Raw genomic sequence first — 13,381 nt, 5'->3', positions numbered from 1 at the left:
TTTAAATTATCAGATACACGAAACCGGCATTATTTATGTGTCCGTTCAATCGGTTTTTGTTATAACAGACATCCGTTGTCCGGTATCTGACGCAAGAGATATGTCTATGCGACTCTTGAGTACGTACGGCTATTCATCCGTCAGCCGTCTCCCGGGGATCAGGGAAACGGCGACAGCCCGGCATTATTTGCTCATCTGCCGGTAAAATCCTGACAACGGAAAAGCCTTATCATAAAACCATCCCGAAAAGGTATTTCAAATGGAATTGACTCAGTTTATTAATGGAAAACGTATAATAGTACGCAGGTGCAACCCCTACCCTGCCCGCCGGGTCGCTGTGATTAGTCACGGGAGATTTGTACCTTCATATTTTATTTTCGGCAGCATGACGATGATGACACATATACCGCCCAATGTGACGGCTAACTGGTATGTCAGGCATGGCGAAACTATCTCAAACCGTCAGGTCATGGGCCTGTATGAGCAGTTACAGAGGAACGATTCACCTTCACCGATAAAAGATTATTCAGGGAGAAGTGTAGTAAAAAACTACATGCTGCGAGCCGATATGGCGGTAGGACGTGCATGTACTCCCCGCCCCGGTGGCCACTGTGATGTTATCCTTCCGGTCGATACTATCACTACTCAGCATATTTTTGATGCCGTCAGAACAGGTGAATTGCCTTATCGCGAAATCCATTTTCTCTCCTGCAGAGCTATGCGATTCACATCGTCGGGGATCTGATTGATTTATAAATAGCGATAACAGGCACCGGCACTGAATACACAGCCCGGAGTGCAGAGGGCGCGACCATGCGCCCCCTGCCCGGTCGCCCGCAGCGGGGCTAAGGCAGTATGCCTTATTATAAAGCGAACGGAATACTCACCGTGCTGACACAAATAAATTATCCGGTTCCCCGGTTATCCGCTCTGAGCTTTTTCCGCCCGTTATACGTACTGTGTAAGTAGCTTAATAGATTCGGATACGCTCAAAGGCTATAACGTCACTATCAAGAGGTGACTTATGAGTGGACGATAAATTACTCCTTAAGCTAATCAGTGCATATATCGCCTATTTCATCGACAGCAATTTGTCATAGTCAGGGTCAATGCGGGGAATTTCCGAACAACTTCCATCCGGGTATATTGCCGTCCAATTATCAGTTTTAACGGGTGGTTCCAGGGTAACAATCCTAGTCAGGTGAACAATCGGTTTAATAGATATATGATTAGTATCGTCAAGCCGGAAACGCCTACGCCACTTTTCAGTGGCTGTATCACCACCGAAAAATTTCATACTAATATCGTTAATAGTGAATTTTGTTATCATCGGAAAAAAATTTGTCTTTATATCCAGAGCCCCGGAGACATTCCGTGCCCTGCCAGTCCCATAGCCATCACTGAGACCATAGTCCCCGAAATCAAAGATATAATTTGTTTCGATAACCTTTTTTCCCTTCACCAGAGGAGCATCGTCCGCGATCCTGAAGCTCACTTTCAGCGAGTTCAGTTGCCACTGACACGGACCGCCACCATCTATAGCAACCCGCAGACGCCGGACATTATCACCATCAGGTACACCGAATGTCCGCTCAACGTCGTTATAGCCTGGTATATCATGCGGCTCATTGCTGGAGTTATAGCGGACAGATTTGCACTGCACCGAACGGTATAGCAGCTCAGCGGGCTGCAGCAAACTTCCCTCAGGGACCCGAAAAGTCACATCCACCCACTTTGTGCCAGCAGGAGGAGAGAGAGTCCGGTCCGGGCGATTATCACAGCCGGAAAGCAGCGTCATAGCGCACGCAATGACAGCGATTTTACTGAGAGAATTCAACTTCTTCCTCCGTTACCGCCGCAAAGCGCAGCAGGGCATTTTTCCCTGTTTCTTCTGCCTGTGTTCGCCTCAGCGTCACCGACAACATATCCTGAAGTGCCAGAAACTGGCGGTTACGTTCAACCTCTTCCGGGTTACTGTAGGCCGCGCCTTTCTTAACCTCCTCCCGGAACATAACCCGCATCTCTTTCCTAACCATGTCCCTGGCCGGATCGGCCAGTTCCAGCAACTGATTGTGGATGTAGGGCAGGTACCGGTGTGTCATCGAATGGCTGCGGGGGTCGGTTCCGATACCGTTCAGGGCCGGGTTAGTATTCTGCGGAAAGGTCTTTGCCAGGCTGGCCGGATTAAGACACCGGATAAACGCCGCCTGATGCTCACCGGTAGATTTCAGACAATCTTCATTCAGGGACGGCACCACATACAGCTTGGTGGCTACAAAATGCCGGGTATATGCCTGCCCGTCGACCAGACTTTTCCGGTAAGAACTGGCGGCCCGCATCGCGCACTGCTGCGCCCGGAAAAATATCACCGTACTGCCATGATGCCAGTAAGGATCTTTTTTCTCCATAAGCCCTACAGACTGGTATGTCAGATCCCTTACCGCCACGCTGAATCCGGCTGCGGTGGTCAGTGACCAGTCAAATCCCAGCTTGTCACCCAGCGGCCCCCACTTCTCGTAGAACATATTATCGAGATCGGCATCCGGCGGGATCTGCGTGATGGTGTCATTGTCGTTGACATGCCGGTAATGCGTGATGCCGCCAAGAGAGACGATCGCCGCGCGGGTAAAGGTTCTTGGCATCCCGTAGCTATACAGTACAGGGCTAAAGGCTTTCATCTCAGAAGCATATAACAGCGCCAGTGCCCCGCCCAGACTGTGGCCACAAATAAATAAGGGCTTGTGCTTTTTTATTATTGTTTTTAGAGCATTAAATTTATCTTCAAACTTCCTATTAACCAGCTGATAGGCTTCCAAAAAACCACCGTGCACGCTCCCTGCCCCGGCCAGCTCCGGCAGACACCGCTTCGGGGCAAAGGACAAATCGGTCAGGAGGTTCAGCAGGCTGTCGGTACCACACCAGGCGACCAGCACATGCGCAGCACATTCCACCGTAAACAGGCGGGTATCACCTTCCCCCCCTTCCCCGGTGTTCAGGTAGACCGGAGGCTGATACCTTTCCCGGAACGGCACATCCACTGATAGTGTGTGAAAATAATTCGGGTATTTCGCAAGCTGCGGCAGGCAAGACATATCCTGACACTTCCGCCGGAAAAAATAATCGATTGTCGGGTTCTTAGCCTCAGCGGAATACGCCAGATCGGCCATGATGCCCAGGTTCAGCGCGTTCGCCAGATCATAGTCTTTCGTATCATGCAGGGACAACACCCACGCCCGGAACGGGCAGATTTCTATCACATGACGCTGCTCCAGCACATCCCGCGCAATTTCCGTCCCTTTCAGCGCCTTTCCTGGCGGAAAATGGAACACCGGTGGCTCAGCCCCGTCCCAGCCCGGCATTTCCGGCAACCGGTCGCACAGTTCCCCGATGGTCACATAGTGATGGTGGTGGCCGGCGGCCTCCGCTTTCTCCTGCACGTCTGAGCGCCAGTTCATGTCCCGCGTCTCACGACGAAAGGCGTTTCCGCTCACCGGCTGGCTGTTCGGGTTTCTCCGGAGGCCCAGCGGCCGCTGCTCCATGATATCGGCCAGCTGCTGCCCGTCCGTTTTCACGTTTACAGCCAGCCAGTACAGGTCGTCGAACCGCACCAGACCCTGACGGTCAGTGATGCCGGCGGGCGGATTCGGGGGAGGTGTGGGATCAAACCAGGTATGGTCATCCCTGGCCCACAGCGCCAGTTCCGCCGCCGTAGCCAGCGGATGATATTCCAGCTGGACCTTCAGGCCGGATACCGGCTGGTTGCCCTCGTCCACAAACTGAAGCTCCAGCCAGTAAAGCTTCTGCTTTCCGCATGTCACAGTCTTAGACGTCGGTATAAGGCTGGTGAAACAAGTGTTATCGGCGGTCATCACTATACTCATTCCCTGTATTTTGAGTGGTTAAAATCAGCCCATCCGCTTCCTGACAGGACTTAGCTCAAATTACCTCCACAGTTCCAACGGTGGCTCCGGATAGTCACGTTCTTGTGTCAGTTCGTTCTGACGCTGTTCATGCACCACTCGCACATACGCTGCCACCACCTCGTACTTACCGGCTCAAATAACTCAGTTGTCCGCTCAGCCACTTGTTATCCCGGGCATAAGACCACACATCGTCTGCAATTCCCCGAAGGGGCTATCTCACTCGTCCGGCCTGATCGGGCAATTCAGCTATAGCTGTTCTAAGGCGCTCAGCAACCGGATTTTCTGCCCTGTTATGCTCCCCTCAGCGTGCTGGCGCTCTCGCGGTAGGTAATCGACAGGCCCGGCCCCTTCGCCAGTGCGGGTTTCGGGGCGGAGCCCTTAACCAGTCATGGAGCGCTAGCGGAGTGTATGCTACGGCGCAGTCGTGATGCAGGAAAGTGCTTCATGTGACAGGTGTGATATGTCTCCCAGGAGTAATCGCAATACTCGCCTCCTGGCTCATTCGTTCACTCATTTTCAGCCATGAAGCTACTGCGGGTTTAAAAAATTACAGATGAACCTAACACTCACAACCCTGAGACAAAAATCTCCCGGTTTTCTCCGGGCTACCAATCCGGTGAATTACCGCGACATCGCACCGCTGAGCGAGCGAATGTGGCCAGGGCGAGCCGCAGGGACGCGGCGAGAGGTCATGCTGAGCAGGAGCGAATCATGACCGGTCCGTAAAGGACATATGAGTAAGTGAAGGTACCGCGTAGCGGCGGGCAGGCTTGTCGCAAGGCCGGGAGTGCAGAGGGCGCGGCCATGCGCCCTTTGCCCGGTCGCCCGCAGCGGATTACAGGCAGCATGCCTTATTATAAAGCGAACGGAACACTCACCGCGCTGATTAAAAAACACACAGATGAACCGAACACTCACAACCCTGAGATAAAAATCCCCCGGTTTTCACCGGCTCCCCAATCAGCCACTTTCCCTTACCCTCCGGGGCAAGGTATCATCCCTGCCGACCCCGAAACCCGGAGAAAGGCCGACATGGACCCGCGAAAAATTATTGTTGAACTCTACCCCGCGCTGACCCCGGAACTGCAAAAAGCCGCGGAGTTTGTCCTGGAACACAGCAGCGAGCTGGTGGTGCTGTCAATGCGCGCCTTTGCCGGGAGTGCAGGCGTTAAACCTGCCACTCTGCTGCGGCTGGCTCAACGCCTGGGGTATCAGGGCTGGGGGGAACTCAAATCGGCCTTTATACAATCCCTGGGACTGGCGGATGATAGCTATGCTTCACGGGCCTACGGATTGCAGGATAAAGAACAGCACCCGGCGTTGTATGATGAAGTCTTCTCTGCCTTCGGTACTAACCTGCAACAGACCAGGGATAATAACCGGGAAGCCCTGGAGCAAGCCGTTACCCTGCTGGATAATGCCTCACATGTCTATATCTGCGGATTCCGCGCCAGCTTCTCTGTCGCCTGGTCACTGCATTATATTTATCGTCTCTTTCACCGGCACGTCTCGCTGATTGACGGGCTGGCCAATAATCAGGAGATTTTTACCCGGGAGATCAGTGCCGATGATGTGGTGATGATCAGCGGTTTCGCGCCTTACTCCCGCGAAACGCTGCAAATCATCGCGTATGCACAAGCTGCCGGGGCGACGCTGATTGCAGTGACAGATTCGGCAGTGTCCCCGCTGGCACAGGCGGCTGCCTGTACCCTGCTTTTTTCCACCCATAGCCCGTCATTTTTCCCCTCTGTTGTTTCTGCGATGGGACTTGCCGAATGTCTTATGGCTGCGCTGGTCGCCAGACATGGCGAAGACGCTATCCGTCGCATAGAAAGTGCTGAACGCTATCTGATTGATTCCGGGACCTATATCCTCCCCGGGAAACAGAGCTCCTAAAAATGATCCATTTGAATCATTAATTGATTGAATGATTCAAATGGATCTGAGAGTATGATCCCTGTCCGGGGGGGAGTTCCCCTGCTTATCGCCGCCACAGGATCACTATGAGCCATATTATTCACCGCAGTCTGAAGGTTACCCCCCCTGTTGCCGCCTCTGCACAAGGGGTGTGGATCACCGATCGTTCCGGAAAACGTTACCTTGATGCCTGCGGCGGAGCAGCCGTTTCCTGCCTGGGTCATGGTCATCCTGATGTGCTGGCGGCCCTGCATCAGCAGATTGATACGCTGGCTTATGCACATACCGGATTTTTTACCAGTGATGCCGCGGAGCAACTGGCCGACCAGTTGGTACGTACGGCTCCCGGGGATCTGAATTCTGTTTATTTCGTTTCCGGGGGTTCTGAAGCGGTAGAAACGGCACTGAAACTGGCCAGGCAGTATTGCGTGGAAACCGGGCAACCTGAAAAAACCACCTTTATCGGCCGCCGTCAGAGCTACCACGGGAATACGCTGGGTGCCCTCGCCGTCGGAGGCAATGAGTGGCGTCGTAAGCAATTTGCCCCTCTGCTGATGGATGTGGCGCGGGTCTCTGCCTGTAATGCCTACCGTGATCGCCTGCCGGAAGAAAGCGAACAACAGTATACCCAACGTCTGCTGAACGAACTGGAACAGACCATTCTTGATACCGGTGCGGACAAAATTATCGGTTTTATCGCCGAAACCGTCAGCGGCGCCACGACCGGTGCTGTACCGCCGACCCCGGGGTATTTCGCGGGGGTAAGGAAACTTTGTGACAAATATGGCCTGTTGTACATCGCTGATGAAGTGATGTGCGGTATGGGCCGGACCGGAACACTGCATGCTTTTGAACAGGACAATGTGGTCCCGGATATCGTAACAGTGGCGAAAGGACTGGGCGGCGGATATCAACCGATTGGCGCCGTACTGGTCAGCGATAAAGTTATGGAACCGCTGCGTAACGGTAGCGGAATGTTCCAGCATGGTCATACCTATATCTGCCATCCTACCGCCGCCGCGGCAGCGCTGGCCGTCCAGCAGGTGATCGAGCGGGAAAACTTATTGAGTCGCGTGCAACACCAGGGAAATTATCTGCTACAGCAATTACATGCCGAACTGGCCGGTCTGGATTTTGTCGGAGATACCCGCGGACGCGGATTATTCGCCGGCGTCGAACTGGTCAGGGATAAAATAACAAAAACGGCATTCGATCCTGCACACAAATTGCATGCTGCCATCAAAAGTGCCTGCCTGGAAAAAGGACTGATGGTCTACCCGATGGGCGGTACGATTGACGGACAGCAAGGGGATCACATCCTTATTGCTCCGCCTTTTATTATTGAACAGTCGCAGCTCGATTTTGTGGTGGGCACACTGAAACAGGTCATTATCCGGGAAACCGCTAAAGCGGCGGGACAGTCATGATGGCACGAACTCACCGCCTGCCTGACCTGGCCCCGGAAGCGTGGACGCCCGGACAACGTCTCTTAGCAGAAGAGGTGATCAATGGCCCGCGGGGGGCACTGCTGCCCCCGTTTCTGGCATTGCTGCGCAGTCCCGAGCTGATGTCACATGTCCAGCGTTTGGGCGAGTATCTGCGCTACCGGAGTGCCATCGGACAAAGGCTTTCCGAGCTGGCGATTCTGCTCACCGCCAGGCACTGGTCTCAGCCGGTGGAGTGGGAGATCCATGCGCCGGTGGCACAGCAACAGGGGATTTCTGCCGCCGCTATTCTGGCGATCCGCAATCAGCAACAACCTGCCCCGGATGACTTAGCCGCAGATGAATGGCTGGTGTACCACTTCTGTCAGCAGTTACACCGACAGCAGGAAGTCAGCGATAGCCTGTGGCATGAAGCAGTGAGCCATTTTGGTGAAACTGCCGTGATGGATCTGATTGGCGTCAATGGCTATTACTCTCTGCTCGCTATGGTCATGAACTGTGCCGGAACGCCCCCCTCGTCAATGCCTGACGGTTTTTAGTCAACCGCCGGGAGGCACCAAAAAGATCCTCCCGCTTCCAAAATGGGGCACCAAAAAAGTGCCCCCCGAACATATCACCCTATAAGTAAAAGTTATTGCCCCTTTTTTCTGAAATCTGTCAGCCGTGAGTCGCCGGGTAATATTAAAAAACATTAAAAATCATAATATTACTTTTCACTCTCCTTTTTTATCAGAAAGTAAAAATAGTGGCACATATATTGCTTTTATCACTATGACTGACACACATCATCCGATCTATACAAAGGAATCGCTATGCTGAAAACAATAAATACTGTCGGGATTTCATTAGCTTTACTGGCCGGAGCATTCAGTTTTAATGCGATGGCAAAAGATAAGTTAACCGTCGGCGTGGATACTGCGTTTGTTCCGTTTGAATTTAAACAAGGCGATAAGTACGTCGGATTTGATATCGATTTGTGGAATGCCATTGCGAAAAAAATGGACGTCGATTACACCCTGCAACCGATGGATTTCAGTGGTCTGATCCCGGGTCTGCAGTCGCGTAATATCGATGTTGCCATGGCGGGTATCACCATTACACCGGTTCGCGCTCAGGTCGTGGATTTCAGCTCCCCATACTATAACGCTGACCTGCTGATGGCAGTGAAAAGCTCAGCGACCGGCATCACTAAGTTCAGTGATCTGGCCGGTAAACGTGTTGGCCTGAAACAAGGGACTGCGGCAGCCAGCTTTATGAAAGCACACGTAAAAGCCGATTACGTTGAGTTCCCGAACATCGACAATGCTTACCTCGATCTGCAGGCCGGTAATATTGATGCCGTTGTTCACGACTCACCAAACGTTCTTTACTACGTGAAAACAGCCGGTGACGGAAAAATTAAAGCCACCGGTGAAACCGACAGCGTGCTGCCGCAGCAGTATGGTTTTGCCCTGCAGAAAAACAGCCCTTACACCGCCCGTGTCGATGCTGCACTGAAAGCATTACGTGCTGACGGTACCTATAACAAAATTTATCTGAAATGGTTCGATAAAGAACCTAAGTAAGTTTTTGGGCCAGCGATGGCTGGCCCCGTTTTTTTACACTGTACGGGTAATACTATGAATTTTGACATCAGTTATGTCTGGCAAGCCGTGCCAATACTCTTGCAAGGGTTAAAGCTGACCCTCTTTATTTCTATTGTCGGCCTGATGGGCGGCTTTGTTATCGGCCTGGCTGCCGGTGTTTGTCGCGCACTGGGCGGCAGGGTGTCAAAAGCGTTATCACTGGTTTTTGTCGAACTTATCCGCGGCACCCCGATTATGGTGCAGGTGATGTTTATTTACTTCGCCCTGCCGTTAGCGCTGCCGGTTCACATTGAACCGATCACCGCCGCTGTCGTCACGATTATGATTAACTCCGGCGCTTATATTGCTGAGATCACCCGTGGCGCGATTTTATCGATTAATAAAGGTTTTAAAGAAGCCGGACTGGCCATGGGATTATCTTCCCGCGCCACCACATGGCATATCATCATGCCCCTGGCTCTGCGTCGTATGATCCCGGCGCTCGGTAATCAGTGGATCATCAGTATTAAAGACACCTCACTGTTTATCGTGATTGGGGTGGCTGAACTGACCCGTCAGGGCCAGGAAATTATTGCCGGAAACTTCCGCGCACTCGAAGTATGGACAGCGGTAGCAGCACTTTATCTGATTGTGACTCTGTGTCTGAGCTTCCTGCTTAAAAGACTGGAAAAAAGGATGCATATCTTATGAGTATGGTTGAATTTCAAAATGTCTCGAAAAATTTTGGCTCAACACAGGTGCTGCATGATATCAATCTGAAGATTGATGCCGGCGAAGTCGTGGTGATCATTGGCCCGTCCGGGTCCGGTAAATCAACGTTATTACGCTGTATCAACAAACTGGAAGAGATCTCTTCCGGCGCACTTATCGTCGCCGGAATGCATATGACCGACCCGCACGTGAATGAATGTGATATTCGTCGTGAAGCCGGCATGGTCTTCCAGCAGTTTCACCTGTTCCCGCATCTGACGGCGCTGGAAAACGTGATGTTTGGCCCTCTTCGTGTCCGCCATACCAGCAAAGCGGAAGCCCGTGAGCAGGCGATGGCACTGCTGACACGTGTCGGTCTGGCAAGCCGGGCCGATCACTACCCTTCAGAGCTTTCCGGCGGCCAGCAGCAACGTGTTGCCATCGCCAGAGCCCTGGCGGTGAAACCCCAGATGATGCTGTTTGATGAACCAACCTCTGCACTGGACCCTGAATTACGCCATGAAGTGCTGCAGGTGATGCGCTCTCTGGCCGAAGAAGGCATGACCATGGTGATTGTCACCCATGAAATCGGCTTTGCCCGCGATGTTGCCTCTCGCCTGATCTTTATTGATGGCGGAACGATTGCAGAAGACGGCGAGCCGGCAGAACTGATCGAGAGCGGTAAAGGCTGCGCGCGTTTGCAGGAATTCCTGCAGCACGTATCGTAATCTTTCCGGACAGGCACCCGTTTATGAAAAAACTCACATTCCGTGGCGATACCTTCACTATCGGAAAACAACTGGGCCAGGCGGGGCACACTGCCTGGCACCAGGAGCTTACGCTGACGCCTCTGTGGCAGACTGTCACCGCCCTTAAAGATTCCGCACAGGCACAGGCCATGGCGGCGGCAGTAAAGCTGCACTATCCGGACATCTGGCTTGAAATTGAGGGCCTGGCTTGCGGGCTGGAGGCGGATACTGATGAAGTGTTTGCCTGGAACTGTCGCGGGGATCTGGTACGTTCCACGTCCGATGGTTGTACCACCCTGGCCGGGCGTAATGAACATGATGACATCGTCATTGCACATAATGAAGATGGCTTCCCGCAGTTACGTGATGCGTGTTTCCTGGCAGAGGTGATACCGGATCAGGGCGTGTCTTACCTGAGTTTCGCCTACCCCGGCTCTCTGTGCGGACATACGTTTTCTGTAAATCAGTACGGCATTGTCAATACCGTCAATAATATCCGTGCGATTGAACGCCCTGAGGGACTGCCTCGTCAGGTACTGGCCAGAGCGGCGCTGAATGCTGTGAGCCTGGACCAGGCGGTAGCAGTTCTTACCTCTCCGGACCGGGCAGGCGCATTCCATCACATGCTGGCCAGTGCCGGTGATTCGCGGATCTTCAGTATTGAAGCGACCGGCACTGGCTGCAGTATTCTGCCGTTAAAAGTCAGTACCGGACACGCGAATCATCTGGTCCATCCGCAACAGCAGGCGACGGAACAGGTGATCACCGACAGTTCTGCGGCGCGTCAGCAGGTGATTGAAGCATTGCTGGCTACAGACGAGACACTGTCGGCTAAGCGTAGCCTGATGATCCTTTCTGACCAGAGTCAGGAGGCACTTCCGGTTTACCGCCTGGCGGCAGATGACCCGGATCAGGAAAATACCCTGGCGACAGCGTTGTTTGAACTCAGTGATGAGGGCGTCAGCTGGTCAGTCTATGGTAAGGATCGCCAGCAACCGGTACTGAAAGGTAACATCTTACGCGGCTCAGCGACGATCTGAACCCCGGGTATTTTGTCAGAGGCTGCTATCGCAGCCTTTTTTATTGTGCCCGGGCCACCCGCAACTCCGCAGTTATCCCTTGCCGGTATGCATACTGACTTTCTGAATACCGGATAAAGATCACCCTCAGTCGGCCATGGCTCTGCCTGGCGTGAGTGCATCACCGGTGGTTTAAGGAAAAAATACAGAGTGAAAGACATTGAGTTCGCAGGGAGAGTGGGTCTGCTACCAGGCTGCCGGCAGGCAGCCCGTGGTTAACTCACTGGTAGGAAGGAAACTTATTTATTCAGTTCAGCCGTCATATGCACACAGTTTTTCACGGTCGCTTCGGTAATTCTGTAAGAGTCACCGCTCTTATGCGCCTGCGCCGCGATTTGTGCTTCAGCATCATCCAGTGTCCCGGCGGTGGTGGTGATAGTCTGAGCAAAGGTGCCGAAAGAAATCAGAGAAAGGGCGGCAACTGCAACGAAAGTTTTGACAGAGTTCATAAGGATTACCTTTATTCATCTTCACGATAAGGGCCGGTATGGCCCCGATGCGCTGCATGATAGACCGGCAGAGGTACGCTTAAAAGCTGAACGATTTGCTGATCTTATTCAAATAAAATGAATGTCTCTGTGCTATCACGGGCAAGATCTGCAGCCAGAGGGCGTTCCCGGGAACAGAGAACGCTTCAGGCCGTGATCACGGGGCCGCTATGGAAACGTAATTCACTGTCAGCGTCAGTGATCAGCCGGGCTTCCGCTTCACCAATCGTTTGTATCCGGGCCGTAATATCATAAGGCGAAATCTGCCAGGCCAGTGCGAGGTAATCCTGATAATGGCGGGCTTCGGAACGCAGCAGCGACCGATAAAAGCTGGCCAGCCCGGGTTCCAGATAAGGAGCCAGCGCATAAAAGCGTTCGCAGGAGCGTGCTTCAATATAGGCACCACAGATAAGCTTATCGATTAGCGTGTCTGGTTCATGCGTTGTCACTTCACGCAATAATCCCTTCGCATAACGGCTGGCGGTGATTTTATGATACTCAATGCCACGGGACTGCATGATCTCCAGTACCTGATAAAAGTGATGTAATTCTTCTTTAATTAACAACACCATTTTATCAATCAGGTCATCTGCGCCGGGAAAAGCGTCATGCCGGGTAATGTTTTTCCCCAGATGGCGATGGGCATGAATAAAATCACTGTCCGGATGCTCACGGTAGACAAAATTTTCGTACGGTGCCAGCCAGCGCATCAGGGTTTCCGCGCCGGGTTTATCGGCAACGTATTTACGGATAAGCCACGCCGCAGTCTGGGCCGCTTTCAGTTCACAGGTCAGGTGATCGGTTAATAATAGCGGCAGGTTTTCCGGTCTGGATGCTTCATCAATCCAGGCCTGTGGCGTCCGGCAATGTAAAAACTGTAACAGGGGAGCAACGAGAGCGGCGTAATTCATGGTTCAGTGACTTTGAAAATCAGGGCGGATAAAACGCCCTGGCCTCACGATACCGTCAGACCAGGGGAAAAATACCGTCAGAAGAGACCGGTCAGTGGCGGACGGGGGCATCCTCTGCGGAGGTATCTTCGTCATCGCCTTCTTCATCTTCGTCTTCAGCATCCGGATCTTCGAAGTAGGTGCCCCAGCCATCGTAGTCAACGTTATATTTTCCGGCGACTTTGACCAGCTGTTCGATCTGGGCATTGATCAGCTCATCTTTCAGTGCAATTTCACTGATGATATCCACACACATCACGGTGGTGCCATCTTCCAGTTCCAGCTCTTCCGGGTCAGTGACTTCGTAGCCCAGTTTGAATGCATCAACGGCGGCTTTTTCCAGTGCGTCAAAGCTGTCGCAGGATAAATGATGTTCTACGGTATAGAGCGCATCCGGATCGCTACCGTCTTCCAGTAATTCTTCAATGATTTCGCGTGTCTCTTCACGCTGTTCTTCCATAAATGCTTCGAATGTCATAGGGAAATTCCTCAGTACGTTCAGGGGTAATATTCCCCGGATAGAAGGGTATTTTCCCACAGCATTACGCGTGGCA

13 protein-coding genes are annotated in these 13,381 nt (G+C 52.7%); 8 read left to right on the top strand and 5 right to left on the bottom strand.

The window, feature by feature from the left end; genetic code table 11:
• Positions 1 to 259: 259 nt before the first annotated feature.
• The gene (locus CG67_RS18195) at positions 260 to 745 is read left to right on the top strand and encodes a putative adhesin (RefSeq protein WP_338116812.1); all 486 of its coding nucleotides are present in this window, start codon (positions 260 to 262) and stop codon (positions 743 to 745) included.
• A 327-nt stretch (positions 746 to 1,072) separates the two neighbouring features.
• Here the strand turns inward: CG67_RS18195 and CG67_RS15810 are convergent, their stop codons facing one another.
• A complete protein-coding gene (locus tag CG67_RS15810) occupies positions 1,073 to 1,837 on the bottom strand; it encodes a hypothetical protein (protein WP_025903904.1) in 765 nt (254 codons plus the stop codon).
• On the bottom strand, positions 1,821 to 3,818 hold the full coding sequence (locus tag CG67_RS15805; protein WP_235501145.1) for a lipase family protein: 1,998 nt from the start codon (positions 3,816 to 3,818) through the stop codon (positions 1,821 to 1,823). The genes CG67_RS15810 and CG67_RS15805 overlap by 17 nt, the downstream gene beginning before the upstream one ends.
• A gap of 1,137 nt (positions 3,819 to 4,955) precedes the next feature.
• On the opposite strand from CG67_RS15805, the gene CG67_RS15800 reads away from it, so the two are divergent.
• The 7 genes from CG67_RS15800 to CG67_RS15770 all read left to right on the top strand — a co-directional run bounded on the left by CG67_RS15800 (position 4,956) and on the right by CG67_RS15770 (position 11,350).
• Positions 4,956 to 5,819, top strand: a complete 864-nt coding sequence (locus tag CG67_RS15800) for a MurR/RpiR family transcriptional regulator (RefSeq protein ID WP_025903902.1) — start codon at positions 4,956 to 4,958, stop codon at positions 5,817 to 5,819.
• A 107-nt stretch (positions 5,820 to 5,926) separates the two neighbouring features.
• Positions 5,927 to 7,267 (top strand): aspartate aminotransferase family protein, encoded by a 1,341-nt coding sequence (locus tag CG67_RS15795; RefSeq protein WP_025903901.1) that lies wholly within the window; start codon positions 5,927 to 5,929, stop codon positions 7,265 to 7,267.
• Entirely contained in the window at positions 7,264 to 7,824 is a 561-nt protein-coding gene (locus tag CG67_RS15790) for a carboxymuconolactone decarboxylase family protein (RefSeq protein ID WP_025903900.1), read from the top strand. The genes CG67_RS15795 and CG67_RS15790 overlap by 4 nt, the downstream gene beginning before the upstream one ends.
• A gap of 273 nt (positions 7,825 to 8,097) precedes the next feature.
• The gene (gene glnH, locus CG67_RS15785; protein ID WP_074011264.1) at positions 8,098 to 8,850 is read left to right on the top strand and encodes a glutamine ABC transporter substrate-binding protein GlnH; all 753 of its coding nucleotides are present in this window, start codon (positions 8,098 to 8,100) and stop codon (positions 8,848 to 8,850) included.
• A 54-nt stretch (positions 8,851 to 8,904) separates the two neighbouring features.
• Positions 8,905 to 9,561: a glutamine ABC transporter permease GlnP gene (gene glnP / locus CG67_RS15780; RefSeq protein ID WP_025903898.1), complete on the top strand. Its 657-nt coding sequence runs from the start codon at positions 8,905 to 8,907 to the stop codon at positions 9,559 to 9,561.
• A gap of 2 nt (positions 9,562 to 9,563) precedes the next feature.
• A complete protein-coding gene (glnQ, locus tag CG67_RS15775; RefSeq protein WP_025903897.1) occupies positions 9,564 to 10,289 on the top strand; it encodes a glutamine ABC transporter ATP-binding protein GlnQ in 726 nt (241 codons plus the stop codon).
• Positions 10,290 to 10,312: 23 nt separating this feature from the next.
• The gene (locus CG67_RS15770; RefSeq protein WP_025903896.1) at positions 10,313 to 11,350 is read left to right on the top strand and encodes an acyl-CoA--6-aminopenicillanic acid acyl-transferase; all 1,038 of its coding nucleotides are present in this window, start codon (positions 10,313 to 10,315) and stop codon (positions 11,348 to 11,350) included.
• Between the two features lie 278 nt (positions 11,351 to 11,628).
• On the opposite strand, the gene CG67_RS15765 is transcribed toward CG67_RS15770, so the two are convergent.
• The 3 genes from CG67_RS15765 to rraB form a co-directional block, all read right to left on the bottom strand.
• Positions 11,629 to 11,838, bottom strand: coding sequence for a YdgH/BhsA/McbA-like domain containing protein (locus CG67_RS15765; RefSeq protein ID WP_025903895.1), 210 nt, complete (start codon positions 11,836 to 11,838; stop codon positions 11,629 to 11,631).
• 185 nt (positions 11,839 to 12,023) lie between these two features.
• Positions 12,024 to 12,788: a tRNA isopentenyl-2-thiomethyl-A-37 hydroxylase MiaE gene (gene miaE / locus CG67_RS15760; protein WP_025903894.1), complete on the bottom strand. Its 765-nt coding sequence runs from the start codon at positions 12,786 to 12,788 to the stop codon at positions 12,024 to 12,026.
• Between the two features lie 91 nt (positions 12,789 to 12,879).
• Positions 12,880 to 13,305 carry a ribonuclease E inhibitor RraB gene (rraB, locus tag CG67_RS15755; RefSeq protein ID WP_025903893.1) on the bottom strand — a complete coding sequence of 142 codons (426 nt, stop codon included), beginning with the start codon at positions 13,303 to 13,305 and terminating at the stop codon, positions 12,880 to 12,882.
• Positions 13,306 to 13,381 lie beyond the last annotated feature (76 nt).

This window comes from Tatumella sp. UCD-D_suzukii, assembly GCF_000611875.2.
In the GTDB taxonomy this organism is placed as follows: domain Bacteria; phylum Pseudomonadota; class Gammaproteobacteria; order Enterobacterales; family Enterobacteriaceae; genus Tatumella; species Tatumella ptyseos.
Note: the sequence above shows the minus strand (reverse complement) of the source record. Positions and strands in the feature narration are given on the sequence as shown.